The sequence below is a fragment of the Pandoraea sp. genome (genome assembly GCF_041919235.1).
In the GTDB taxonomy this organism is placed as follows: domain Bacteria; phylum Pseudomonadota; class Gammaproteobacteria; order Burkholderiales; family Burkholderiaceae; genus Pandoraea.
This window is the reverse complement of record NZ_JAYRUC010000022.1, coordinates 65,954-90,033: the sequence shown is the minus strand read 5'-3', so window position 1 is coordinate 90,033 and position 24,080 is coordinate 65,954. Positions and strand designations below refer to the sequence as shown.

Here is a 24,080-nt window from a genome sequence, read left to right as displayed (position 1 = left end):
TCCGTTCTATGACGCATCGGGCGCGTTGATCGACTGAGGTCCATGTCGCCGCGCTGCGGTGCCGAATTGCGACAAGGCCCCCGAAATATCGGGGGCCTTGTGCTGTGTGGTGTCGCGTTGGCTTAGAGCAGATGGTCCAGGGCGTCGGGGCCGAAGACTTCACGGTGCAGGCGTTCGGCAGGCACGCCGGCGTCGCGCAGGGCGCGCCATTGCGTCTGCATGAACGGCACGGGGCCGCACAGCAGGTAGTCGGCGTTGGCCGGCAATGCGAGGCGCGAGATGTCCATCCGGCCTGCGAACGAGTAGTCGGTGCCTTCACGCTCGCTACTTTGCGGCGTTTCGAAGAACGTTGCGACGCTCAGATGCGGCAGTTGCGTCGCGGCGAATGCCAGATGGCGACGCAATGCAACGTGCGAGCCATGTCGAGCGGCATGCGCGAAGACAATCTCGCGTCGCGAGCCCTTGGCGGCCAGCGCGGCCACCATCGACATCATCGGCGTAATGCCGACGCCTGCGCTGAGCAGCACGAGCGGGCGTGCAGCGTCGAGCGGGGTTGTGAATTCGCCGTAGGGCGGGCTGACGAGAATGCGGTCGCCGGCTTTCAGATGGGCGTGCAGCCAGTTCGAGACCTGGCCGGCGGGCTTCGTGTCGGCGGCGTCTTCGCGCTTGACGGTAATGCGCCAGTGCGGCGCGTCGGGTGCGTCGGACAGGCTGTATTGACGGCGCTGTTGCAGGCCGTCGGGCAGCGTTACCGACACGCTCACATATTGTCCGGGGGAGAACTCACCCGGCGAGCCCCCCTCGGGCGTGCGCAGGTAATACGACACGATGTGATCGGTTTCACGGTCGACGTCGGCCACGACCAATTCGCGCAGCGTGCCCAGCGGCGCGTGCGTGCGCTCGGACAACCGGGCCTCGGCGGCGATCAGTTCACCGGCGAGCAACCAGTAGGCTTCGTCCCATGCGGCGATGAGTTCGGGCGTGGCGGCGTCGCCCAGCACGTCCTTGATGGCGCCAAGCAGATGGCGCCCGACGATCGGGTAATGCGACGGCGTAATGCCGACTGAGACGTGCTTGTGCACTATGCGCTCGAGCACCGGCCCGAGCGCTGCGGCGTTGTCGATGTTCGCGGCATAGGCGAACACGGCCGAAGCGAGTGATTGCTGCTGCGCGCCGCTGGCCTGGTTCCCCATGTTGAAGAGATTGCGCAACTCGGGATGCGCTTCGAACATGCTTGCGTAGAAATGACGTGTGATCGCGAGACCGTGTTCGCGCAGGACCGGAACGCTCGCATCGATGTAGGGACGGGAAGCTGCGGAAAGCATGGCAAAACTCCTGGGTTTATAAGATGCAAATAAAATGCATCTTTTATGTCGCACGTGTGGGTATTCCATTGGCACCGACAGATCTCGATGTGCGGAGGATTCTCGGTGCGGTATTCGGTCGCCGGTGCCCCAGGGCTCACAACACGACAACAACGTCAGGGACCCGGCGAGGGCATTATAAGATGTAAATTAAATGCATGTTATTGGGGTGCGGCGGAATGTCGCATGAATGCGATCGGCGAGTGGGCGGTGGATTGCCGATAGTTGGCGGCCTTGCGCTGTGCGCTCTTGCGAGTCTCGGTGACGAAAGCGAAGGAGGCGCGCACGAAGCGGATACGGTCGGCGCACAGGAACGAGAGTGGCGTCTGCCCGGATCGATTGGTCTGGGTGGGGTCTCCGCCGTAACGCAATGCCGCCGTGAGCATGTAGACGAAGAGAATGGCGTTTTCAGGGGCGCGCGTCGCGTCCGCAAGGGCGTGCATGAGCGTATTGCCGTCTTGGTCGGGGGCGTTGGCATTCGCGTTCAGCGCGAGCAGTACTTCCGCTGCCCCGCAGTATCCATGCCGGGTCAACCACATCACGGGGGGCGTGCCGTCTGGATGGCGTTGTCCGATGTCGATGCCATCGCGCTCGAAGGACATACCCAACTCAAAGAGCGCAACGTGCGGAAGCAGCGGGTCGTGCCCCTGTTCGCAGAGCCGACGAGCCTCCCCGGCCATCGCAGCGACGAAGGGCGGCACGTCGGCGCTTGGCGCGCACGGCGGCGCGGGGGCGGTTGCGGTACGCGCCGTGTGCGCCGTATGCGCCGTCTGCACTGTAGGCACCGTCGGCAAGATACGCTGCGCGGCTTCCCGTGCGTGCGCAATCATCGATTTACTCAGCCGCAGGTACTGCGAGAGACTCTCGGCGAGTAGCGACGTTGCGGTCGTCCCTTCATGGTTGGGCGCATCGGGATCGCCGCCGAAACGCAATGCGAGGTTGAGTTGGAAGAAGGCGGAGACGGCGTGCTGCCGGAGATGCGTGAGTGCCGCGAGATAGTGCATGAGCGTATTGCCGTTCTGATCTGCGGTTTCGTTGCCTGCGCCGAGCGCGAGCAGAGTCTCCGCCGCTGCGCAATAGCCGTTCAGCGCGAGCAACATGACCGGCGGGGACCCTGTTCGGGACCGCTGCGACAGATTGGCGCCGTGCGCCTGGAGCATGGCGCCGAGCCGGTAAAGCGACGCGTGCGGGAACAGGAGATCGTGGCCTTCCAGGTACATGCGGTGGGCTTGCGCCGCCAGGGCGGTCGCCACCAGCGGCACACCGCCTGCGGTGCGCTGATTGGCGTCGGTGCCGAACGTCAACAATGACGGCAGCCATTCGGGGGCGACCTGACTGCACAGATGCGCGAGCGGGAGGTAGACATTCCCGGGGACGTCGGACGCTGCGACGTCGTTGGTCGTGTCACGGCCGCTGGCGACCAGCACCCTTAGCGCGGCGGCCAGTGAGCCCGATGGTTCGGCGGCGAATGTCTCGTTCAGAATCGAGTCGACAAACACGCTGATGTAGGCCGATGGCGACGCGGCAAACCGGAGCCAAAGCTGCAATCCCTCGTCGCTTAACAGCAACGACGCATCGTCGGGCGTCAAATGATCGCGTCGCGTCCGGTCGAAGAAGATGCCCACGTCGTCGAGTTTCTCGATGGTGCGCTCCTGTGCCGACGTACAGAAGAGCGTGGCCATTGAAAAGGCCATTTGCTCGGGATGCGCTGCGTTGGCGACCAGACAACTGTCGCGCAGTTCGCGACCTGCGGTCGTACCCAGGTTCATCAACGTTTCCCAGACCTGCTTCGGCGAGCATTGCAGGTCTCGTTTGGCGACAAGGAGGCGATCGAGCGTCATGTCGGACACGGACGGCAAAGCATTGGCGGCGGCCGAATCGTTCGGGTTGCGCCCGGACGTGCTGGGCAGTGTCGTGCGCGTTGGAAGCGGGGCGACGGTGTAAGCGGGCGGCGGGGCCAGCGGGGATCGAGGCATCGGTGACGTGGGTGACCTGGTGGCGTGAAGGGAGGAAACGTTGCGCGTGCGGCACGACGTTGCCGGACATAACCGGACATAACCGGGCATAAGCGGACATAAGCGGACATAACCGGGCATGACGATGGCCGCCGCGATTCCGTTGCCGCCGGATGGACGGCCGATTCCGTGCCGCGAAGGCGGTTAGATGAGTGTTCTGATCCGCCGAATGGCTGTATTGCGAACCGTGTCGAGGAACGGGCTGCTGATCTGCTGGGCCATGGGGAGTGGCTCCGGGATCAGCGAACGCGCGGATTGTCCTGCGTTGTTGGTGCGGGTCAGATCGCCGTCGTAGCGCGACGCGACGATGAGGGCGTAATGGGCGAGATGGGCGCAGTCGATCCTTGCCGGTGTGTCGCGCAAGCGAACGACGTGGGCAAGATGGTGCATGAGCGTGTTGCCGTTCCTGTCGAGGGTGTTCGGGTCGGCCCCCGCGGCGAGTAAGGCCTCGGCGGCGCCGCAAAGCCCATGAAGACTGAGCATTGCGGCGGCCGGCACGCCGTCGCGGTTCGGTTGCGCCAGATCGCCGCCGTGTCGCCTGAAGAGTTGCGCAAGTTGGCGTAGCGAGTCATGCGGATCCAGGGGGTCGTGACCGGCGGTATACAGACGCAGCGCCTGGGCGCGCATGGCAACCACCGCCAACGGCATGCCCTGGTCATTCATCTGATTGGGGCAGGCGCCGAGTTGAAGCAGTCTGCGCAACCATTGCGGGGCGATCTGTGCGCACAAATGGGAGAGTGGATTGCGAGGCGCCGTGCCGGTGGGGTTCGAGGGCGAGGCGTCGGTGGCGTCACGGCCGCTCGCAATGAGCACGCGGATGATTTTGTCGATACGCGAGCGGTTTTTCGTGGTGGCTTCGCCGAACACGTCGGAGCCGTCGAATACGCTCAGAAAGCAGGTCGGTGCGGCCGCGTACTGCAACCAAAGTTTGAGGCCTTCGTCGCTGCGCATGAGCGCAGCATCCTCGGCGCGCAGTTGATGCGTGCGCCCCGGCACGAGGAAGATGCCCGCGTCGGCCAATCGATCCAGGGTGCGATCTTGCTCCTGCGTCGTGAGCAGCGTCACCATTTCGAGGAACAGGGGCCCGTTGGGCGATGCGCTTTCGCAGGCGAGCCGTAACTCGCGGCCTGCAAAGGTTTGCGCGTTGACCAGGGTGTTCCAGATTTCATGCTGGCGATAGTTGCGGGACCGCTGCGCGTCGAGCAATTGACTCAATGTCATGGCGGCCAGCGGCGCGATATTGGTGTTGTAGCGGCGGTCGTCCTGATTGAGCCCGATGAGCGGGGGAGAGGTGGGCGAGAGGGGTTCGGGACTGCTGGCGACGGGAGACGGGATGGACGTTGTGCCGGGCATGGTCGTTGGGCGCGTGGCGGTGGGAAAGCCGCATGTTTGCGCAAATGCCGCAGGCCGGTTTTGGCATTCGTGCCGGTGGGCTATCGGTGGCGGACATGACGGTGCGCGCCGGCAGCGAATTACAATGCGGTATTCAACGATTGATCGCCAAGCCTCGCTATGCCGGAGAAAACCTGCCCAGTGCGTGAAACACAACCTCAATTTGCGGAGGTTCAGGACGCTGAGGTCGTGATCGCGGCGACGCGCCACTGGCTCACGCGCGCCGTGATCGGGCTGAACCTTTGCCCATTTGCGAAGGCGGTCCACGTCAAGGGCCAGATTCGTTACGTGGTGAGCGCGGCCCGCGATAGGGAGGGCGTGATGCTCGATCTCGAACGCGAGTTGCAGTGGTTGGCCGATGCCGATCCGCAAGCGGTCGACACGACGCTGCTGATCGTGCCGGGCGCGCTGCGCGATTTTCACGACTACAACGACGCGTTGTTCTTTGCTGAGCGCATGCTCAGGCAGAAGCGTCTCGAGGGTGCATTGCAGATCGCGAGTTTTCACCCGGACTATCAGTTCGAAGGTGCGGGGCCGGACGACGCGGAGAACTACACCAACCGCTCGCCGTATCCGATTCTGCATTTGCTGCGTGAGTCGAGTATCGATCGTGCGGTCGAGGCTTTCCCGGAGGCGGAGGCGATCTTTGAGCGCAACGAAGCGCTCATGCGCCAGATGGGCGTGGCGGGCTATCACGCCTGGATGGCGCAGTCGGCTGACGCTGACGAGGGGAAGCACGATGACGCACCGGGGGGCGCCGACGACATGCACGGACCGGCGCAGGGCTGACGCCGTGTCGTGTCCGATATCCCCCGGGCCAGGGTAAGTCGGCGATGGGGGCAACGACGTTGTTGGGGGTGCGTAGGGGGCATCGGTCGTGGCGCTGGTGAAAATGCCCCCAGAAATGCCGCCAAAAATGCCCCCAGAAGCACCCCCAGTATCGTTGACTGGATCGACGATGCGAGATCTGAGCGGGGGAAAACAAAAAAGCCGCACGACTGACTCGGGCGGCTTTCTTGTTGACTGCTAAGGACTGCGTCTTGCTTGCATGACCAGGGACTGAAGAAGTCGCTGGTGCGGAGAGAAGAACCTAATAACCCGCTGCAAGCCTTATGGCATCAGGCTTCGCCGAATCCGGTTTTGCTGATGCCCCCAGCGATGCCCCCACCCCCTAATGTGCCCTCTGAGGCCGTTCCGATCAGTGTCCTGATGTCCTCAACTCGCCATGCCACAGTACGCGGGCCGAGGTGAACGGGCTTCGGGAATCGTCCTTCCTTTACTCCTCTGAGCCAAACGGACCGGGATACAGGGAATGCGGCCAGAACTTGAGGCAATCGGACGAAACCGACACTCGGCAGTGTGGCGTTGGAGAGAGTAGCTGAATTCGTTGATGCTTGCATCATGTGCTCCTATTGGTTGGGGCGATTGAACTAGTGGGAACGTTTTGCGTCATGTCTCGCGGGTAGCTAGCCACAAACACCCCTGCCAGTCGTCCCAGAACACCTGACAGTCGTCCAACCTCGCGCCCCACGCCTCCGCCGCTTCGAAAGCGGTCACGATGGCCTTTTCGGGTTCGTCGTTAAGGATGTGGGCGATAGGCTGCCGCTCAGGAACCGCGATCCCCTTGCTGGTCCAATAGCGCTTCTCGTTCATCTCGTGTTCGGCAAAGTCTTTCGTGATGTACTTGCTCAGATAGGCGGCCAGCTTGTGGCGCAAGCCCTTTTGACGGAACGGGTTGGAAACTCGGACATAGCCGTTGTCGTCCCCGACGATTGAAATCCAGATCGCGCGCAGCACTCGGTAGTTCTGGCGTCCCTTCACGGCGATGTGCAGATGCCACGCACCGCGCATCTGTCGTTCGGGAACGGCGACATACTGGAAGTCATGGAGCTTCGCCAAACGACGCCGGAGCTTGTCAAAGTCGCGTTTGAGGCGTTCCTTGTCCTCCATGTTCTCCCGGTACGTCAACGTGATCATGCGATCCGCGTGCATGGCCTTGCAGCGAAATCTGACCTGCTGTTTGGCCCGCTTGGCTGCCACGAGCCGGTTGTCTTCCTTCTTCTCGGATTCGCCGCGCTTCGCTTTGGGCATCATGTGAAGCTGCTGTGCCCGCATGTAGCGGTCGAACTGCGTAACGACGATTTCTACCTGACCATCGCCAAAGTCGCGACCACCGACGACGTATTCGCGGCGGAAGGGATAATCACTTACACTTGTCTCAAACATGGCAACTCCTAATTGTCGTGTTGATGTACAGGCCTCGAACCGTTCCAGCGGTCGGGGCCTTTCTTTTTTCGGGGGGAGTGTTCTTGCCTTTACGGGCAGGGCTTGCCGGGTGTTTGTACGTTAAGTGTTACTGATATAAATATAGGGGCGCGCTTCGCGCGCCCCCGCCGTCCTCGACCCTGCGGGCGGCGGGGGCGGCCGACGCGTCGCCCTCTCTGACATCTGCGCCACTTCACGCACAGGACTGACGGCAAAGCGGTCTTCAGTGAGGGGAGGTGCGATGGACGTTGCAGCTTCGGCCGACGTCGGCAGTGCTACCCGCTGCTCGGTCGCGCGAGCCGCGCTGGGCCGCGCGTCATCGGTCCGGACTTCGCGGTGCGGCTCGTGAGCACCTTCGGCTTCGGCATCGGCGCCGACACTCCCGACGCTAGACTCCCTCACGCGCTCCACCTGGAGCATCAGCAGGATTTCCGTGTTCGACGTGGCGTCGCTATGACTGTCCAGAAAGCGCGGCAGGAACGCCAATCCCGTGCGGTTGTCGGTGCTCTTGTTGGTTGTCAGACCGCCCATGAGGATCACGTCACCGTCGTGCAGACTGATTTCAGTGCTGACTTCTCGGGTGTTGAGCGTCGGCGAGTTGTTGACGCCAGTCGTCGTTTTCACGAAGTCACTGATCTGCTGGGTAACTCGCAGATCAATGATTCGGTCCTTGACCGTTGGGGCCAGTTCGAAGATGACACCTGACGAGTGGTATTCGACCGATTGCACCGGCTCACCACCACCGCGCGGATAGCTCACAGACTTGAGGATAGGCACCTTCTGGCCGACCGTGAGACGGCCCCTAGCGCCGGAGCGAATGCGCAGGTTCGGGCTGTTGATGACCTGAAAACGGGTGTCCTTGGCCAAAGCCGAGAAGACCGTGGAGAAGTCGCCCGCTTTCAAGCGGATTGCGTTGCCGAACTTGTCCCCATCTACAGAGACCTCAATACCGAGCCCCTTCGAGAGCAGATCCAGCGCGAGTTGAAAGGCAGAGCCGCGTTCGGAACTATTGACGACTTCGTAAGCGGCCGCACGCACGCTAACTTCGCCCATAGGGGTGTCGAGCTGAGGGAGCAGGTGCTTAAGCACTGCGATCTCAGAAGGCGTACCGTGAAAGAGCAACGTATCGCCGCGCTGGTCGATCAACGATGCCACAGAGCCGTCCGGCACCTGGCCGCCGACGCGAGTTTCCGGCGGCGCGGAAACGGATCGATTGACGGTGAATTGACCACGGAACAGCGGACTGGTGAGACGCGCAAGATATGCGGTGTCCCGATACTGCGGGTGATAGACGAACGTGTCGCGGTTCGGCTCAACGGCAGCATCGACTTCCTGACGCTTGAAAACAAAGTCGACACCTGATCGTGTCTCGACGCAAAAGCCGAGCGAGTCGAGAAATAGCGCGAGGAACGCTTTCAGGTCGCCGCGCTTCGTGTTGTAGCGAAAAGAGACTAGTCGCTGGTCTTGCAGCACTTCCGGTGCAATGACGTACGGTGTCTTGACCGCCTCGCCGTACAGCAGCGTGATGAGTTGCGAGACACTGACAAGCTGGAAGTCGAACGCACCAGCCGTCATTTTTGGTTGTCGAGATCCGCGGGGGACGTTTTGCACCTGCCGCTTTTGCTCAACGTCGAGCATCGGGTGCGACGAGTGATCGAGCGGGGAGTACTCCTCTTGCTCACGGAAACCGGAAAAGTCGATGGGGGCTTGGACAATCTTGGATTCATCTGCGTGAGCACTCAGCGCTGCAACGCTCAACAGCGTGCACAGGGCGAATTTCATTGCACGCCCCCTCTACCTGTCGGGGCGACACCTGTCCAAGACGTTACCCTCTCACCATCGATCGTACCGACGATAGCTATGCCGCTGTTTTGAAACACCGATGGCGACTCGACGCGAAGGCGTCCTGTGCCGTCGGCGACAACAACATATCGACCGTCCCCGACCGTATAGTGCCCGGCCACTCGCCACCCTGCGCTGAAGGCACTTTGCGCTGGCGATGACGTGTTCGCATCGCTGGCGGAAGCACGCATGGCCTCTGCGGACGCATACCCCGGCGTCTGGGCAGGTTTTGCCGCATTGTCGACGCTCGGATGGAAGTACCGCCAGACGATTGTCCCGCCGATGGACCAAGATGCAACCACGGCAATTGCTAAGCCCCACAACCGCTTGTTGCTAAGCAGATTCTGACGCCGGTCGATGGTCTTCTCTTTGCCCTTGCCGCCCGCGTACGATTGATACAAAGGGAAAACGGCCTTGCTATATGTCTTGTTGAAGGTATCAAGCCGATTCAACTTGGTAACTTTGCCACCCTCATACATCTCAACGCGATAACGCGTGTTGAAGCCCAGTTCCTTGAGCTTCTTCGTGACGAAGGTGATTTCCACGACGGCGCGCAACTGGCGGTGCAGATCGCCAATCGACTGGATCATTAAAGCGACATCGCATGCAATGCCAGTGTCCGGATGCACGTAATGACGGTGCATGCGAAAAAAGCGCATATGCTCCGGCGAAAGCTTGCCGCTGGTTGACCAGAAATTCCACGCCTCGTCGATGGTGACAAGGTCGCCGGGCTTCACAATGGACGGAGATTCGGGTTTGGTCTCGTCGGGAAAGAAGCCCTCTCGCGTTACATCGTCATTCGTCACCGGGACAATTTCGCCCAATGCGCCCTCGTCGGCCTTATGAACATCGATGCAGTATTTGCGAATGAGGTCAGGCTGTATGCCGTCGATGTTGGTCACGACACGTCGCCCTGCGATCACAGCCGGCACGATAACGCTACTGACCACCTCATAACTTTTACCGGACCCCATCAGGCCGGTGTATGCATTGATGGCCATGGCGTCACCCGATAATCGGCAAGCGCCGGATGATAAAGCGGGTTGCCGCTGCCCCCACGATGATGGGCATGCCGGACGGAACGGCAAACAAGTCGAGCCAGTACCACATATCACTCGATAAGCCGCCGAATGCATTGTCGAGCGCCCGCGCGTTTGGCAAGACACCGGATCGCTGGAGTACCTCGATAAAGCCTGTAGTGATAAACCATAGCGCGAAGAATGTGCCGAATTTGACCAGCACTGAGCGCAGCAGAAATACCAAGGCGCTGTTAAGCGCAGCAACAAGAATAGCGAATAGCGGCATGGCGACCTCACGCAGACAACACGAGCAACAAGGCAGCGAGAACGAAAGCTGCAAGCATCACGCGATGAATTGCAACCCGCTGTTCTTCTGCGAGTTTGCACATCGAGTCCATTCGGATTTCGCGTTGAAATATCGTGACGCTCGGGCGCGGACAGCTACCGGTATGTGCGGGCACTGTCCATTTTCTAAAATCGGACAGCAACCCGAGAATGGGGGACAAGATCATCTCTGCCGTCGGCGCAGATTCGAGGGGCGGAGCGCCGACGTCGGGCGCTTGTCCGAGATCGATCTCGACTGGGTTTTTGACGTAAACGCCTGGAGTGTTGACGACATTGACGTCTTTCGATTGTCCGTCTTTCGTCTTTTCTCGATCACCGCCACGATCACCGTCACGGCCACCAGTCGTGACGCGACTATCGGGCCACGTTCTGTCCGGCGTTATCGTGACGTGAATTGGCACTACTCGCTCATAAGCGGGCGCGGGACGAGAAAAGACGTCAATCAACTGAGGAAGCGCCCCGCGCCCCTTTCCCTCGACCCATTCCTTCACGTCCTGCGGGGTAATGGGTGACGTCAATCGGTACGGCACGCCGCGATAGTCCTTTTGCTGACTCGCTTTGTGGGCCAGGGCATTCGCGACGTCGGCAACTAACTTGGGATTTACGTCGAGCCGCTTCTCTTCATCGGAGAGGTCCGCATATGCTTCATCCAATGAGCTATAGGTGCGTGCCCGCTCCTGAAGGCCATAGCCGCTCATATCCAACTCGTCTGGACGGATGTGACCGGGCGCTAATCCGTCTGACCAGCCATCCGCTTCCGGAGCCACTTGCCACGCGCAAACCTCTTCCGTGACCTTTCTTGTACATGCAGGCCACTCGATGGCATTCGGTGATTCTTTTACGACATCTGGACATTCCTTCTTTGAAACGTCCACGACCGTCTTCTGCACCTGTTCGCACTTCTCATATTCATACGAACGATAGGCCCATGTCTTTACGGGCACCCCATTAGCGTCGAGTTCATCCGCAATTCGGACGCGCACGTTTCTGGCGGTTATCCCGCCGATGCGGAGTTTTGCCTCCATGAAGATGCGCAAGTACTCCTCAAGCTGCTCACGGCTGCGGGCAATGACAGTCATGTCGCTCCATGAACTCCAGTACCAGTCGACCAAGCGACTCATGGAAGACCACGGCTCTTTGGGAAATTTTGCGCATGGCTCACCGGCCATGCACGATGAGTCGCGGTATACCCTGGCTCCGGCCGCTACCATCGCCTCCCATGGTCCCTCACTGGCGACAACACTAACCGGCGGGTAATGCGGCGGGACATAGGGTTTCAGATGGTCGGGGATCGGTACGTCAACCTTACGTTTGACTTCGATTGCATTGGCGGACGGGGCGGTGACGGTCACGTCCATGTTCTTAAACTTGCCGACCGCGATTTCACCGAGTTGCGCCCCCAATAGCGTTGCTGCAAGCCCAAACCACGTAGGTGCACCGGCTGCGATGTACATCCGTTCAGCTAACGACGTTTCGGCATGTTCGGTGGCAACGCGCTCCATTGCCTTATACGTTGCGTTGAGCCTCTCGTCGTCCGGTGAAATCCCATCTCGTTGCACTGCCTTTTGCGTGACCAATGCAACCGACTGGTTCATGACGAGCGTGGAGTACGCAGCGGCAAGCGGAATGGCGCGGACCTCGTTTGCAATGCTGATCACAAAGGCGAACCCGAGCGCCACGATGAGTAGCTTCTTCATCACATGCTCCTCAAGCCTTGAACGACAGCCCATCCGCAGGCGATGCCCCACGCGAAAAACATCAAATTCCAAAGTTCTTGTGCGGGCATTGGGAGTCCTTGGCGTGGCGGATGGGCTGGCGGATTGCGAAAGACATCGTGTTGCATCGACAACTACGCAACGTTTTTTGGAGCAGGCTCTTGGCACGCAGTGGGACTTCCGTCTGCGTTTCGCTGCGCCTCATACCTTCTGCGCAGCCAGTCCATAACGTCGATCAAGAACTGGCCAATTACCGCCCCAAAGATTCCGCCGATAAATGACAGTGTCGCGGCGTAGGAGATCAGAATTTGCAAGTCCTCAAACATCTTTTGATCCATAGAAAACCTCGATGAATGCGTTTGGTGAGTACGGCCCCTTCGTTCAGAACGTAGTACTAGGTTTGATTGATTTGGCCCTTGCAGTTGCTGCCGGGAAGCGTCCGGATCGCTTCCCACCGTGGCTCGATCAGTTACCGCGAATCAGTCGAATGACGAGACCGATACCCTTCATCGTCACGTACACACCGGCAAACAGCGAACCGACGCCCATCAGTACGGCAATGATGTCCCCGAGGCTGATCGCCTTCGTCAATTGCGAAAAGTCGGACCCGAGCGCTTGAGCATCTTCGGCTCGCGCATACATCGGGGCAGCACTCAGTACGGCGACGCTCACGACTGCGCCCGCGTGCTTCACTTTCTGCAACATGTTTTTGAATTTCATAGTGATTCCTTCACTGGTAAATACCGGAGTGCGTCCGGCGCGCTGGCTTATCCCCGGCGTATGAAGCCGAGAACTGCGCCTACATGGGCACTCACGACATACAGTCCAACGACCATCGTGAAGGCCAATGTCCAGAAGCCCGCCATTTGTTGAATGTCGAGCGGTGTTCCACTTGTGGGGGATGGCGAGGGCGGTGTGGCCGTAACTGCGAATAGCTGGCCGTTCTCGGGCGGGCACAGTTGACGGTCTGTCGGCGTTACCACCGCCGCACTGCGAGCAGGTGTGCAGCTCAGTACGCGAATAGCTTGTTCACTCACTGTCATCCCCCACGATTGATGTTGTTGAGGATCTGCCACGCGAACTTTGAGCAAGCCGGTTGCGGTAACTCGTGCGCTTCATAGGCAAGGTCGAGCGCACCGGCGAGAACCTGTACGGTTTCGTAAAGCAGTGCAGCGGCTTCGAGCATGCGGCCGAAGCGTTCGGTGTCATCCGCGCGAACGCCGCCAATGCGGGCGATACACATGCACGTGCCGTCAGTGGCGGTCACGGTGCGGTTGATAAGGTCAGTGGGGGCTGTCATATCGGGACCTATACGGTTGCGGCTGTCATTGACGCTTGAGCGACTGGCTCATGGCCGAGCGCATGCACGCGGGCAGCAGGTGGCCGTCGTAATCCATGATTCGGGCGACGAGCGCGCGCATGGTTTTGCACACGAACTGAACGCCGTCGGGACGCGTCCAGATGAAGCCCTTACCGGCTTTGATGAGGCGACGCAGAGGCAGCTTGAGGCGCAGTTGACGCCACGGGCGGTAGGCAATCGGGAGAGGGCGAGGCGTACGCCGCTGTTTGATTCGAGCGGGACAGAAGCCGCCGAATAGGTCGAGAGACAGTTGGTGAAGCATCGCAACCCCCAATCCCATCACGGCCGGTCAGCGGTGACGGTGCAAAGAATCTGGCGGGGGGCCGGATAGAACTACAGGTTGTCGTCTTTTAGATAGACGACGTGAGGCTAGGCAAAGCTATGCGGCGGCAGTGGCGGTAGCCTTCGCAGCGGCGGTAGCCTTGGGAGTAGCGGTCGGGCGGGCGTCACTTACGTAGGGGTGCAACGCTACAATGCGCGGGACAAGGTGACAGTCCATCGACTGCGTCATGGCGAACTCTGCGAAGTACTCGCCCTTCGGGGTTTCTTTGGCGAACTCGGGAAGAGTGATTGTGCCAACGATGCGCCGAGGGCCATCGCTCGAGTTTGGCCACAGGATGCATTGCGCAGTACGCATGTCGTAAGGACGGCCGGTTTTGCTGGATATGCCTTCGCGTCGTACAACGTTGATGATAGAGACCCTCTGTTTTTCGATTGGAGAAGTAGGGTTGGCACCATCTCCGAAGGGCTGCAACGCGACAATGCGCGGGACAAGCTGGCCCTCAAATGATCGTCCGAAAGCGAATTCCGCGAGGTATTCGCCTTCGCGCGAATCTTTGAGTACGTCGGGAAGCGTGACCAAGCCGACAACGGAGTCGTCTCCCTCGCTAGTCGTTTGCCAGAGGATGCAATCCGCGATGCGCATGTCGTAAGGACGGCCAGTCTTGCTGGATATGCCTTGACGTCGGGTGACTTCGAGGATGGTGAGCTTTTGTTTGCTGGTCATTCGCCAAACTCCATATGGAAACGGTCGCGTGATTCGGCAGAAAAAGTATGGACAACAAATCAATGTGCCAACGACTAAATGTTAGTCGATGGCGTTGAAATTGGGATTGGGATGAGTCCGAAATGCGAGGGCGAATTAAGGAGTTAGCCGACGTCGAGCTTGACCCGCGTCGGCCTTGGGTCGACATGGAGGCTCGCACAGGAATAAACGGACGACGTTGGCAAAACGTAGTTCGGGGACAGCAGCGAGCAAGCGATGACATGCTCGAAGCGCTCGGAAATGTGTGGCCCCAATACGCTTATTGGCTGATGACCGGGAAGACGGACGAGGCGAACGGCCACACCTCGCCCACACTAGCGCGAATTGCTCGGGACTTGCAGACCATAAGGAAGGCTGGATAAAAGCAGGGAAGGTTTACGACAGGTGGTGGAGAAGCAGGGGGGCGTAGAGCGAACGGCCGGTTATTCAACAAATGTGGGGCGATATCCGATAGCGGAATGCTTGTGTCGCAGGTACCACACGTTGTTACGGCGCAACGGTGAGGTCTGCGAGGAGCTATACAGCCGCAACGACTACTAAGAGGAATGCACAAAATTGGTGCATTCCGAGATCTCCGGTCGTGGGCCTATTTAACAATGACCTTTGTGCGAACCAATTGGCTGATGACATGCCGCTGGAAGGACGTCGTCAAGCTGCTGGTGGGGAAACGCACAACGGATGACGATACCAACTTCTCATGAGGGCGCGGAGGGGCTGTCAGCATCTGAGGATCCAGATCCAAAGAGAGTTGCCTGTCTTTGTTGCTTTGCATTTTCTTCATGTTTTGCATACTCCGCGATGACGTATTTCTCGTGGGTTGGGAAGTCATCCAACGAGACAGCTACTAACGGGGATGCAGTGCGTTTGTCGAACTCTCGCAGTTTTCCATCGCTATCCTTGCGTGTCAACTTGGACTTGAACAAAGGCAGCATGTTTTTCGGGGCAACGCCGGAGTACTGTAAGAACACAACCATTTCAGGTGCCATGTGTTGGTCTTCCGAAACAGCGTCTCGATGTAGATCAAGGGCCAAGCTTTTCGGATATGGCTCGATGTACAAGACGCGTGCAATGCCGCTCGCAACTATATGTCGAGCGCAAGAGTGGCACGGAAACGTGGTCGCATATAGAGTGCCGCCACTGAGTCCTGCTTTGTTCGATCGGGCAACCGAGACAATAGCATCCATTTCTGCGTGGACAGCTCTCGAATATTCGATTAGCTGTTTTACGGCAGTCTGTTTTAGCTCGCTGATAACAGCCGATTTATCCGCAGACTTAGCAAGCAAGCCGCTGTCAGCAAGTCGTTTTGCAATTTCCTCGTACAGAGCCTCTTTTTTTTGATCGTTGTGACAGCATTTCCCTGTCCATTTGTAGCATCGATTGTCTGGCCCCGAAGCATCCTCACCATACAATCCGCCTCCAAATCTCGGAACGTCATTTCTGCCAAGCCCGATAATTTCCCCTGCGGCAGATGTGATCGAGGCACCTACTTGCCGAGACATACATGCTGATTTTGATGCTTCTGCATGCGCAGCATACATAGCGGATTCGTCGGTAGTCGGCGTATGTACCGGATAGCCAAAAAGTATTTCGAGGTACCGCCCCAAAGCCTTCTTAACGTCCTCTTCGGTAGACCTATCATTCCGAACAAAGAAATCTGCCTCGTGGAAAACGTCTTTGACACTTTGACCGTGATCACCAACCTCACTGTAGTCGGTTGAAATTATCAATTCAAGACTTGCCAGATCCAACTTCTGTGCGTGGACCAGCCGTTCCTTTCTCACTGATTCCGGCGCGAAAACACCGAACACCCACAACATGTTTCCGTAGGTTCTCCGTAGTAACTGCAACTCGCTAGGGTTCTTGAGCGAATCGATTATGTGGACTCTTCGCTGACTGATGGCTACGTCTAAGCCCTCTGCTGTTTGTGCTGTACCGACCTGTGCTCGTACTTCAGCAATTTTTTCGATTACTTTCGCCGCAAGATAGCCGGGATCGAATGTCTTTCGTAGTTTGTCCCCCACTTTCTGAAGGTGGCGTACCCGCTCTGACCCTTGAAGATTTGGATCTACCGACTCATCAACCAAATTTGCGTATTCGCCGATGTAATCGCTCATCCTATAGCGTTCGACAGCGTAAGCATATTCCCTTTGGAAGGTATCGGCTAACAGCGTGGCAACGGTGGTGCAGCCTGAGCCCACTGGACCGACAAGGGCGATGACAAGCTCGTCGGTGTATCTCTCCTTTAGCTTCGGAATTGCAAAGCCTATGGTAGATGATTGATTCGAGGCTTGTTGACGTTTATCAAAAGTTGGAATTGGTATTGCTACTTCACTCGACAGAGTTGCCATTCGGAAAATCCCCTAGCGTAAATTTTTTTAATTCTTTCGGTGAATATGAGTTGATATTTCCGTATATCACGGAGTTTCCTTGGTTGCAATGAAAAATCTAACGAATTGGCTGGTCATTATTCGCCGGCGCATGAGCACAGCCTGCACGCAATTTGCAAAGATAGTCTGCCCATAGCTGCATCATTGCCCTACGTTGTGGGACGTGCGATGTGCGGTTGTAGGCGCGGCCGAGAGGGTCACGCACTGTGTGGGCTAATTGAGCTTCGATTGCAACCACGGGGACGTTTAGAATCTCGTCAAGAATAGTTCTCGCGGTCGCGCGAAAGCCGTGCCCCGTCATTGTTTCGTTGTCATATCCGAGCCGTCGCAGGGCTGCGTTCAATGCGTTATCGCTCATCGGGCGTTCTGCGGTGCGTGCGCTCGGGAAGAGATATCTTCCGCTGCCGGTCAAAGCTTGAAGCTCGCGGAGTATTGTGACTGCCTGACTCGGCAGCGGGACGATATGCGCTGCTCCCCGGAGCTTCGCGGACTTTATTCGCTTCATTCGAATGCTTGGCACTTCCCACGTAGCCGAGTCGAGGTTGAATTCAATCCATTCAGCTTGTCGCAACTCGCCGGGGCGCTGGAAGAGGAGGGGAGAAAGCTTGAGCGCGCAGAGCACCGGGAATGTCCCCGTGTAGCCGTCTATAGCTCGAAGAAGGTGGCCAAGCTCGGTGGGGTCTGTAATGGCCGCGAAGTGCGTTGTCTGGATCGGTGCCAGGGCGCCGCGCAGGTCTACCGTTACATCGCGCTTGGCTCGTGCTGTGGCAACCGCGTACCGCATCACTTGACCGATGTTGACTCGAAGACGATGCGCAGTTTCCAGCTTGCCGCGCTTCTCCACGCGCCTTAACGCGTCCAATACCTCCACGGCTTCCAACTCCGCAATCGGACGTCCACCAAGCCATGGAAATGCATACAGCGATAGTCGTCGCAGAACTTTCTGCGCGTAACCGTCAGTCCAGTTCGGCGCATATCTAGCGTGCCACTCGCGAGCTACGGCTTCAAAGCAATTCTCAGAATTCAGGCGAGCGGTGCGTTTCTCCGCCTTCCTCGCTTCACCCGGATCTATGCCGTCAGCAAGTTGCATCCGAGCTTCGTCTCGGGCACGTCGTGCTTCTGCTAGGGAGACATTCGGATACAGACCCAGCGCTAGACGCTTTTCCTTCCCGGCGAATCTATATTTCCATCGCCAGTACTTTGCGCCGCCGGGGGAGACTTCGAGATACATGCCGTTGGCGTCGGCAAGTCGATACGTTTTTTGCGTTGGTTTCGCTGTGCGAGCTTCAGCGTCTGTTAATGCCATGATTACGACTCCATGCCGGTTTGGGGGCATCGGTCGCAGGGGGCTCCGTTATGCCCCCAAAAATGCCCCCAGATTGGTCGAGATTAGGGGGCATTGCATGGTACCTCGCGAGATAACAAAAAACCCGCAAAGCTAATGCTTATGCGGGTTTTTAGGACTTCGTCATACCCAACGATTTAAGTCGCTGGTGCCGGAGAGAGGAATCGAACCCCCGACCTTCTCATTACGAATGAGCTGCTCTACCGACTGAGCTACTCCGGCGCTGCGAAGAAGTGAGATAATAGCAGAATTTCCGCGATTGTCACCACTTTTTTCAGAGATTTTTTGCTGTCTCTGCGTGCGTTACGCGTAAATCCTTGAAACTGCAGAAATCCTGCGCTTCGTGTCTTATCCGGGATTTTTCGACCACGCACGGCATTCGCGGCGACGCTCCCACCCCGCCTTACTTCGCGTTCGCTTCGTGGTGATAGCCGGTCACTCGCTCGACCTCATGCTTCGAGCCGAGGAACACGGCCACGCGCTCGTGCAGCTTCTTCGGTTGAATCTCGAGTATGCGTTGCACGCCGTTCGTTGCTGCGCCGCCCGCCTGCTCCACCAGGAAGCTCATCGGGTTGGCCTCGTACATGATGCGCAGCTTGCCCGGCTTGTCCGGTTCGCGCTTGTCGGCCGGGTACATGAACACACCACCGCGCGTGAGAATGCGATGCACGTCCGCCACCATCGAGGCGATCCAGCGCATGTTGAAATCCTTGCCGCGCACGCCTTCCTTGCCCTCCAGCAGTTCACCGACATAACGCTGCACCGGCGCGTACCAATGGCGCTCGTTCGACATGTTGATAGCGAATTCCTTCGTGTCTTCCGGAATGCGCATGCCTTCCTGCGTGAGCACCCACGAACCCATCTCGCGATCCAACGTGAAGCAATTCACGCCGTGCCCGGTCGTCAGGACCAGCACCGTCTGCGGGCCATACACCGCATAACCTGCCGCGACCTGTTGCGTGCCCGGTTGCAGAAAGTCCTTTTCCGTCGGATCCGTCACGCCTTCCGGGCAACGCAGCACGGAGAAGATCGTACCGATCGACACGTTCACGTCGATGTTCGACGAGCCGTCGAGCGGATCGAACATCAGCAGATATTCGCCCTGCGGATAACGGTTCGGGATATGGAAGACATCTTCCATCTCCTCCGACGCCATTGCCGCAAGATGACCGCCCCATTCGTTCGCCTCAAGCATGATCTCGTTGGAGATCACGTCGAGCTTCTTCTGTACTTCGCCCTGGACGTTCTCGCTGCCGGCGCTGCCCAGCACGCCACCAAGCGCGCCCTTGGACACGGCATGGCTGATGGTCTTGCACGCACGCGCGACGACTTCGATCAGCAGACGCAGCTCCGCAGGAATGTTGTCGAACTCCCGCTGCTGTTCGATGAGATATTGGGTCAGGGTCTTGCGCCGCATGTGGGCCTCCGGAAAAGCAAAATAGCGTGCCGATTCGATATGGACGCAATTTTACTCGTAAAGACGCACTGCCCCCGCGAAAAATCCTTGGGGGCAGCGCAATTTCAGATGTGGCCGACGAACACCTCGGTGTCGTCCGAGATTTGGCAGATCAGTCGAGGCCGTCGAACAATGCGTCGTCGGGACCGACGTGCGAGGGCGAGCGCCAAGCCGCGTCGCGCATGCTGTGCTGCACTTGCTTGTCGACGCCGAGCAGGATCGCGAAAATTGCCATGCGCACCGGAATGCCATTGTCCGTTTGACGGAAGATCGCCAGGCGCGGATCGTGATTCAGATCCGTGGACAGATCGTTGGCGCCGGGGCGGCTGTCGCGCGGCAGCGGGTGCATGATGATCGTGCGGGCGTCGCAATACTGATTGATGAGCGCCTCGTTGATCTGGAAGTCCGGCGTATAACCCTCGATGGCCTCGTCGGCGAAGCGCTCCTTCTGGATGCGAGTGGCGTACACCACGTCGGCACCGGCCAGATCGGCGAGCGAGTTGCTCTGCACGATCACATGGCCGTTCTGCGAGATCTGATCGAGAATGTACCCCGGCATTTCCAGCGACGGCGGCGAGATCAACGTGAACTTCAGGCCGCGATACAGCGCAAGCAACTTGATGAGCGAGTGCACCGTGCGGCCGTAGCGCAGATCGCCGACCATCGCAACGTGGGCGCCGTCGACCAGCTTGCCCAGGCGCGAGAACTCGCGGCCGATGGTGTACAGGTCGAGAATCGCCTGACTGGGGTGTTCGCCCGGACCGTCGCCGCCGTTGATGACGGGAATGTTCGTGGCGCGGGCAAATTCGGCGACCGAGCCCTTTTCCGGGTGACGCACGACGAGCGCGTCGACGTAACCGCTCATCACGCGACTTGTGTCGTAGATCGATTCGCCCTTGGCCATCGACGAGAACGTGAAGCCGGTCGTGTCGCACACCGAGCCGCCAAGGCGGCAGAAGGCCGCGCCGAAGCTCACCCGGGTACGGGTACTCGCTTCGAAGAACAGGTTGCCGAGTACCGCGCCTTCAAGCACGCGCGAGATCTTCTGTCGGCGCGCGATCGGTTGCATGATATCGGCGACGTGAAACAGCGCTTCGAGCGAATCGCGCGAGAACTGATCGACCGAGATCAAATGTGGCTTGCCGTCGAGGCCCATGCGTTCGCGCAGCGGCTTGTGTGCGCTTTGCGTAGATTCTGAGGAGGGCGCCTCGCGACCGAGGATTTCGCCGACGAATTTCTCCACGATGCTCGGCATCGTGCGATATTCGCTCGAGTCCTCCGGCAGCAGCCAAGTGTCGAGGGCGCGCCGACGAACGCCAATGCGCTCGGCGAAGCTGTCGCGGGTCATATTCAGGCGACGCATCGCGTCGCGCAGGAAAGTCTGCTGTGCACTCATGGTCGGGTCGGCAGGGATGTGTACGCGATGCGTATAATAGGCGTCGATTCGTCGTTTGTCCAGCAAAAGACGTGCCCCGCAAGGGGCCGCGCCAGCCGGGCGTTTCCGGCATTTCCGGTGTATTGCCGCAGGGTATGGAAAACCTTCTTCGCAAGCTAGACCTCACCTCTTTGCGCCTGTTCGTGGCCGTCTGCCAGGAGCGAAGCATGGCCCGCGCCGCCGAGCGCGAATTCATTGCACCGTCGGCCATCAGCCGGCGCATTGCCGACATCGAGGCGATCGTCGGGCTCCCCCTCATTGAGCGCCATCAGCGTGGCATCACCGTCACCCCGGTGGGCGAGACGGTACGTCGCTACGCCGAGCGCATTCTCGGCACCATCGAATCGCTCGGCGCGGAGTTGTCGCAGTTCCACGAAGGGGCGCGCGGCAGCGTGCGCATGGCCGCGAATCTGTCGGCCATCGTGCAGTTCCTGCCGGAAGACCTCGCCGCGTTCGGTCGGGTGTTCTCCGCCGTGGACGTCGAACTCGACGAGCAGCACACTAACGAAGTGCTCCAGCGCGTGGCCGAGCGGGCCGTCGACGTGGGCATCTGCAACGCCATCGAGGGCATCGAAGCCTTCACGATGCTGCCATATCGCCGCGATCGGCTCGCGATGATTCTGCCCGTGGGGCATCCGCTGGCGTCGCGCTCTGGCGAAATTCCGTTCTCGGCCTGCGTGGGCGAGACACTCGTGGGGCTGCAAGGCAACAGCGCGCTCACGCAGTTGCTGCATCAGCAGGCGAGCGCTGCGGGTGCGTCGTTGCGCATCAAGATTCGTGTCTCCAGTCTCGACGCCCTATGCCGCATGGCGCATGCGGGCCTGGGCATCGCCATCGCTCCGGAACAGGTCGGTCAGTTGTATGTCGGCAAACTCGACGTGGTCGTGCGGCCCCTGACCGACGAATGGGCGCACCGCCAGCTCTGGCTCGTGTCCCTCGGGCAGGACCGACTGAACGCAGCGGCCGCGACGTTACTGAACTTTCTCGCTCAGAAGGCGTGATTCGGCGCTGCGCGATCTGTCGGCTCGCCGGCGACCCACCGCTCCGCGAAAAAAACCGATCCTCGGGGAGCGGCGGGGCACTGCCGTTGAAAGCGTGCCGCCTTAAGCGCGCGGCACGAGTGAGGCGATGCGTGAAGCGAACGCATGCGGATCGGCCAGCTTCACCACGTCGTCCGGGACGTCGATGATGTGCGAGTGCTGATCGGGTCCGGCGGCGATGCCGGCCACTTGACCGCGTACGCTGCCGTCGCCTTGTTGCGCGGCGACAAGCTCCCCTTGCTTGTTGACGATGACGATCATCTTCATACCACCCCCCCGCCTTGCAGGTTATGCCAGGCACCGCCCGGCCCAAGGTTCGTAATAGTCACGAAGTACGTGGTGTGGCCGTTGTTCTCCTTCTCCTTACGCTGATTGTCAGCGCGATGAACGCCGCCGGAATTCGGTGTCTTGACATCGGCGCTCGCAAATTGCGTGCCGAAATCCTCACCGCCGTTGCGGACATACCACCAATAGGCAGACTGGTTGGGGCTCAGGAATGTCAGAGGCCCCACGTTGTTGAACGCCATGGCATTAACTCCTCTGGAAATGGCGCGCAAAGCTGCGAGTGCGCAAGTTCGCGCGTCGACGTTGAAGCACCGTTATACGCAACGCGAACCGGCTCCCCTCCGTGGTTGATCGGCGGTTGGCGGTCAGCGTTTCGTACGCGCGTCATCGGCATCACGTTGTCCCAGCCGAGGGCGCGTTTGTAATCTAGTTGACCCGACAGGTGCCGATGTGATCTGCGAAGACGCATCACCGCAGGTTGCGGTGTGGCGCAATTTGTAACATCGATATTTCGGAATTTTCCCAAAGATTCCTGGGCGCGCTGGCGTGACGCCTCGTCAGGTTCGACTTGTCCAAAGCGCCCGTCGGTGGCCGCTGACTCGGCGGCTGGGCGATAAGGCAACGCGCCGGGCGGTCATGGCGTTGAGGGATCAAGGGACATTGATATGCGCTCTGGCGGGGTATTACACGGCGTGGTGGGGGGCTGGCGCCCCGTCCGTTCGACGATCGGTCCGACGGACCCGCTCGACCGCCGCCACGCTACCGCGCCCGCATTCTGTCTCGGAAACTGGTTGCGCGACACCGTTTACAACAGTTCGATCTCCGGCAGGGTGAGCAGACTCGTCTCGCGCATGAGCGACACGAACTCGCCGATGTACGGCCGCGCCGTGATCGCCGGCAACGTCGCCGCCCACAGTTCGGCCGTGAGCCCTTGTGGCGTGATCGGACGCGCGCTCACATAGCGTCGCTCAAGATAGCCGGTGACCGCCCAGAGCGGCAGGGCGGCCAGCCCACGGCGGCTGGCGACCAGTTGCAGAATCGCCACCGTCAGCTCGGTGGTCCGGCGCGTCGGCTCGACCCCTGCGGGGCGCAGGACCTGACGCACGATGTCGAGCATGTCGTCGGGGACCGGATAGGTGATGAGCGTCTCGCTGCGGAAGTCCTCCGCGTCGAGATGCGATTTGCCCGCGAGGGGATGGTCGTTCGCCATGAGCGCGATCATCTGGAAGCGGAACAGCGGATGGAAGTCGACCGCCTCACCGTCCTCTCGCTCCGAGAGGATCGCCAGATCGGCGCGATCCTGGTGCAGCAGTCCGATGGGATCGGCGTGAAAGCCCGACACGATATCGAGTTCGACTTCCGGCCAGCGAATGCGGAACGCGTCCATTGCAGGCATCAGCCAATCGAAACATGTGTGGCACTCGACCGCAATGCGCAGCGTGCCCTGCGTGCCTTGCGCCAGTCGCGTGAGGTCGCGTCCCGCGTCGTCGACCGCCGGCACGACCTCCTCGGCCAACGCGAGCAGGCGCTTGCCCGCTGGCGTGAAGACCAGCGGCGACGACTTGCGCACGAACAGCGGCAAGCCATAAAAATCTTCCAGCGCCTTGATCTGATGTGACAGCGCGGACTGCGTCAGGTGCAGCCACAATGCGGCGCGCGACACGCTGCCGGTGTCGCGCAGCGCGAGCAACGTCTGCAAGTGACGAAGTTCGATGGGGGTACGTTGCATGAAAATAATTAATGATAAATGGCAAAAACTTTCGTTTGAAT

The 24,080-nt window shown here is 59.6% G+C and carries 23 protein-coding genes and 1 tRNA gene; 3 read left to right on the top strand and 21 right to left on the bottom strand.

The window, feature by feature from the left end:
* Positions 1–122: 122 nt before the first annotated feature.
* The 3 genes from hmpA to ACE3UG_RS17485 all read right to left on the bottom strand — a co-directional run bounded on the left by hmpA (position 123) and on the right by ACE3UG_RS17485 (position 4,732).
* Positions 123–1,325 carry an NO-inducible flavohemoprotein gene (hmpA, locus tag ACE3UG_RS17495; protein ID WP_374626201.1) on the bottom strand — a complete coding sequence of 401 codons (1,203 nt, stop codon included), beginning with the start codon at positions 1,323–1,325 and terminating at the stop codon, positions 123–125.
* Between the two features lie 200 nt (positions 1,326–1,525).
* Positions 1,526–3,205 (bottom strand): hypothetical protein, encoded by a 1,680-nt coding sequence (locus tag ACE3UG_RS17490; RefSeq protein WP_374626199.1) that lies wholly within the window; start codon positions 3,203–3,205, stop codon positions 1,526–1,528.
* A gap of 318 nt (positions 3,206–3,523) precedes the next feature.
* Positions 3,524–4,732 carry a hypothetical protein gene (locus ACE3UG_RS17485; protein WP_374626197.1) on the bottom strand — a complete coding sequence of 403 codons (1,209 nt, stop codon included), beginning with the start codon at positions 4,730–4,732 and terminating at the stop codon, positions 3,524–3,526.
* 32 nt (positions 4,733–4,764) lie between these two features.
* Between ACE3UG_RS17485 and ACE3UG_RS17480 the strand changes: the two genes are divergently transcribed.
* Positions 4,765–4,920, top strand: a complete 156-nt coding sequence (locus ACE3UG_RS17480) for a hypothetical protein (RefSeq protein ID WP_374626195.1) — start codon at positions 4,765–4,767, stop codon at positions 4,918–4,920.
* A complete protein-coding gene (locus tag ACE3UG_RS17475; protein WP_374626193.1) occupies positions 4,892–5,560 on the top strand; it encodes a DUF1415 domain-containing protein in 669 nt (222 codons plus the stop codon). The genes ACE3UG_RS17480 and ACE3UG_RS17475 overlap by 29 nt, the downstream gene beginning before the upstream one ends.
* A gap of 329 nt (positions 5,561–5,889) precedes the next feature.
* On the opposite strand, the gene ACE3UG_RS17470 is transcribed toward ACE3UG_RS17475, so the two are convergent.
* From ACE3UG_RS17470 to ACE3UG_RS17400, 15 genes are all read right to left on the bottom strand, one after another.
* Positions 5,890–6,171, bottom strand: coding sequence for a helix-turn-helix transcriptional regulator (locus tag ACE3UG_RS17470; protein ID WP_374626205.1), 282 nt, complete (start codon positions 6,169–6,171; stop codon positions 5,890–5,892).
* A 49-nt stretch (positions 6,172–6,220) separates the two neighbouring features.
* Positions 6,221–6,997 carry a hypothetical protein gene (locus tag ACE3UG_RS17465; RefSeq protein WP_374626191.1) on the bottom strand — a complete coding sequence of 259 codons (777 nt, stop codon included), beginning with the start codon at positions 6,995–6,997 and terminating at the stop codon, positions 6,221–6,223.
* A gap of 120 nt (positions 6,998–7,117) precedes the next feature.
* Entirely contained in the window at positions 7,118–8,818 is a 1,701-nt protein-coding gene (locus tag ACE3UG_RS17460) for a type II secretion system protein GspD (protein ID WP_374626189.1), read from the bottom strand.
* Positions 8,815–9,879: a zonular occludens toxin domain-containing protein gene (locus ACE3UG_RS17455; protein ID WP_374626187.1), complete on the bottom strand. Its 1,065-nt coding sequence runs from the start codon at positions 9,877–9,879 to the stop codon at positions 8,815–8,817. The genes ACE3UG_RS17460 and ACE3UG_RS17455 overlap by 4 nt, the downstream gene beginning before the upstream one ends.
* A gap of 4 nt (positions 9,880–9,883) precedes the next feature.
* The gene (locus ACE3UG_RS17450) at positions 9,884–10,183 is read right to left on the bottom strand and encodes a DUF2523 family protein (RefSeq protein WP_374626185.1); all 300 of its coding nucleotides are present in this window, start codon (positions 10,181–10,183) and stop codon (positions 9,884–9,886) included.
* A gap of 7 nt (positions 10,184–10,190) precedes the next feature.
* Positions 10,191–11,939, bottom strand: coding sequence for a hypothetical protein (locus tag ACE3UG_RS17445; RefSeq protein ID WP_374626183.1), 1,749 nt, complete (start codon positions 11,937–11,939; stop codon positions 10,191–10,193).
* A 483-nt stretch (positions 11,940–12,422) separates the two neighbouring features.
* Positions 12,423–12,677 (bottom strand): hypothetical protein, encoded by a 255-nt coding sequence (locus ACE3UG_RS17440; protein ID WP_374626181.1) that lies wholly within the window; start codon positions 12,675–12,677, stop codon positions 12,423–12,425.
* A 319-nt stretch (positions 12,678–12,996) separates the two neighbouring features.
* On the bottom strand, positions 12,997–13,257 hold the full coding sequence (locus tag ACE3UG_RS17435; RefSeq protein WP_374626179.1) for a hypothetical protein: 261 nt from the start codon (positions 13,255–13,257) through the stop codon (positions 12,997–12,999).
* Positions 13,258–13,282: 25 nt separating this feature from the next.
* Positions 13,283–13,579 carry a hypothetical protein gene (locus ACE3UG_RS17430; protein WP_374626177.1) on the bottom strand — a complete coding sequence of 99 codons (297 nt, stop codon included), beginning with the start codon at positions 13,577–13,579 and terminating at the stop codon, positions 13,283–13,285.
* 117 nt (positions 13,580–13,696) lie between these two features.
* Positions 13,697–14,323: a hypothetical protein gene (locus tag ACE3UG_RS17425; protein WP_374626175.1), complete on the bottom strand. Its 627-nt coding sequence runs from the start codon at positions 14,321–14,323 to the stop codon at positions 13,697–13,699.
* Between the two features lie 734 nt (positions 14,324–15,057).
* Positions 15,058–16,710 carry an anti-phage dCTP deaminase gene (locus ACE3UG_RS17420; RefSeq protein WP_374626173.1) on the bottom strand — a complete coding sequence of 551 codons (1,653 nt, stop codon included), beginning with the start codon at positions 16,708–16,710 and terminating at the stop codon, positions 15,058–15,060.
* Positions 16,711–16,807: 97 nt separating this feature from the next.
* The gene (locus ACE3UG_RS17415) at positions 16,808–18,055 is read right to left on the bottom strand and encodes a tyrosine-type recombinase/integrase (RefSeq protein ID WP_374626171.1); all 1,248 of its coding nucleotides are present in this window, start codon (positions 18,053–18,055) and stop codon (positions 16,808–16,810) included.
* Between the two features lie 185 nt (positions 18,056–18,240).
* Positions 18,241–18,316, bottom strand: a tRNA-Thr gene (locus tag ACE3UG_RS17410).
* A 181-nt stretch (positions 18,317–18,497) separates the two neighbouring features.
* On the bottom strand, positions 18,498–19,511 hold the full coding sequence (locus ACE3UG_RS17405) for a class 1 fructose-bisphosphatase (protein ID WP_374626169.1): 1,014 nt from the start codon (positions 19,509–19,511) through the stop codon (positions 18,498–18,500).
* Between the two features lie 151 nt (positions 19,512–19,662).
* Complete coding sequence (locus ACE3UG_RS17400) at positions 19,663–20,946, bottom strand: aspartate carbamoyltransferase (protein WP_374626167.1); 1,284 nt, start codon at positions 20,944–20,946, stop codon at positions 19,663–19,665.
* Between the two features lie 134 nt (positions 20,947–21,080).
* Between ACE3UG_RS17400 and ACE3UG_RS17395 the strand changes: the two genes are divergently transcribed.
* Positions 21,081–21,986 (top strand): LysR substrate-binding domain-containing protein, encoded by a 906-nt coding sequence (locus ACE3UG_RS17395; protein ID WP_374626165.1) that lies wholly within the window; start codon positions 21,081–21,083, stop codon positions 21,984–21,986.
* 102 nt (positions 21,987–22,088) lie between these two features.
* On the opposite strand, the gene ACE3UG_RS17390 is transcribed toward ACE3UG_RS17395, so the two are convergent.
* From ACE3UG_RS17390 to ACE3UG_RS17380, 3 genes are all read right to left on the bottom strand, one after another.
* Positions 22,089–22,292, bottom strand: a complete 204-nt coding sequence (locus ACE3UG_RS17390; RefSeq protein ID WP_374626163.1) for a hypothetical protein — start codon at positions 22,290–22,292, stop codon at positions 22,089–22,091.
* Positions 22,289–22,552: a hypothetical protein gene (locus ACE3UG_RS17385; protein ID WP_374626161.1), complete on the bottom strand. Its 264-nt coding sequence runs from the start codon at positions 22,550–22,552 to the stop codon at positions 22,289–22,291. The genes ACE3UG_RS17390 and ACE3UG_RS17385 overlap by 4 nt, the downstream gene beginning before the upstream one ends.
* Positions 22,553–23,115: 563 nt before the next feature.
* Positions 23,116–24,039 (bottom strand): LysR substrate-binding domain-containing protein, encoded by a 924-nt coding sequence (locus ACE3UG_RS17380; protein WP_374626159.1) that lies wholly within the window; start codon positions 24,037–24,039, stop codon positions 23,116–23,118.
* Positions 24,040–24,080 lie beyond the last annotated feature (41 nt).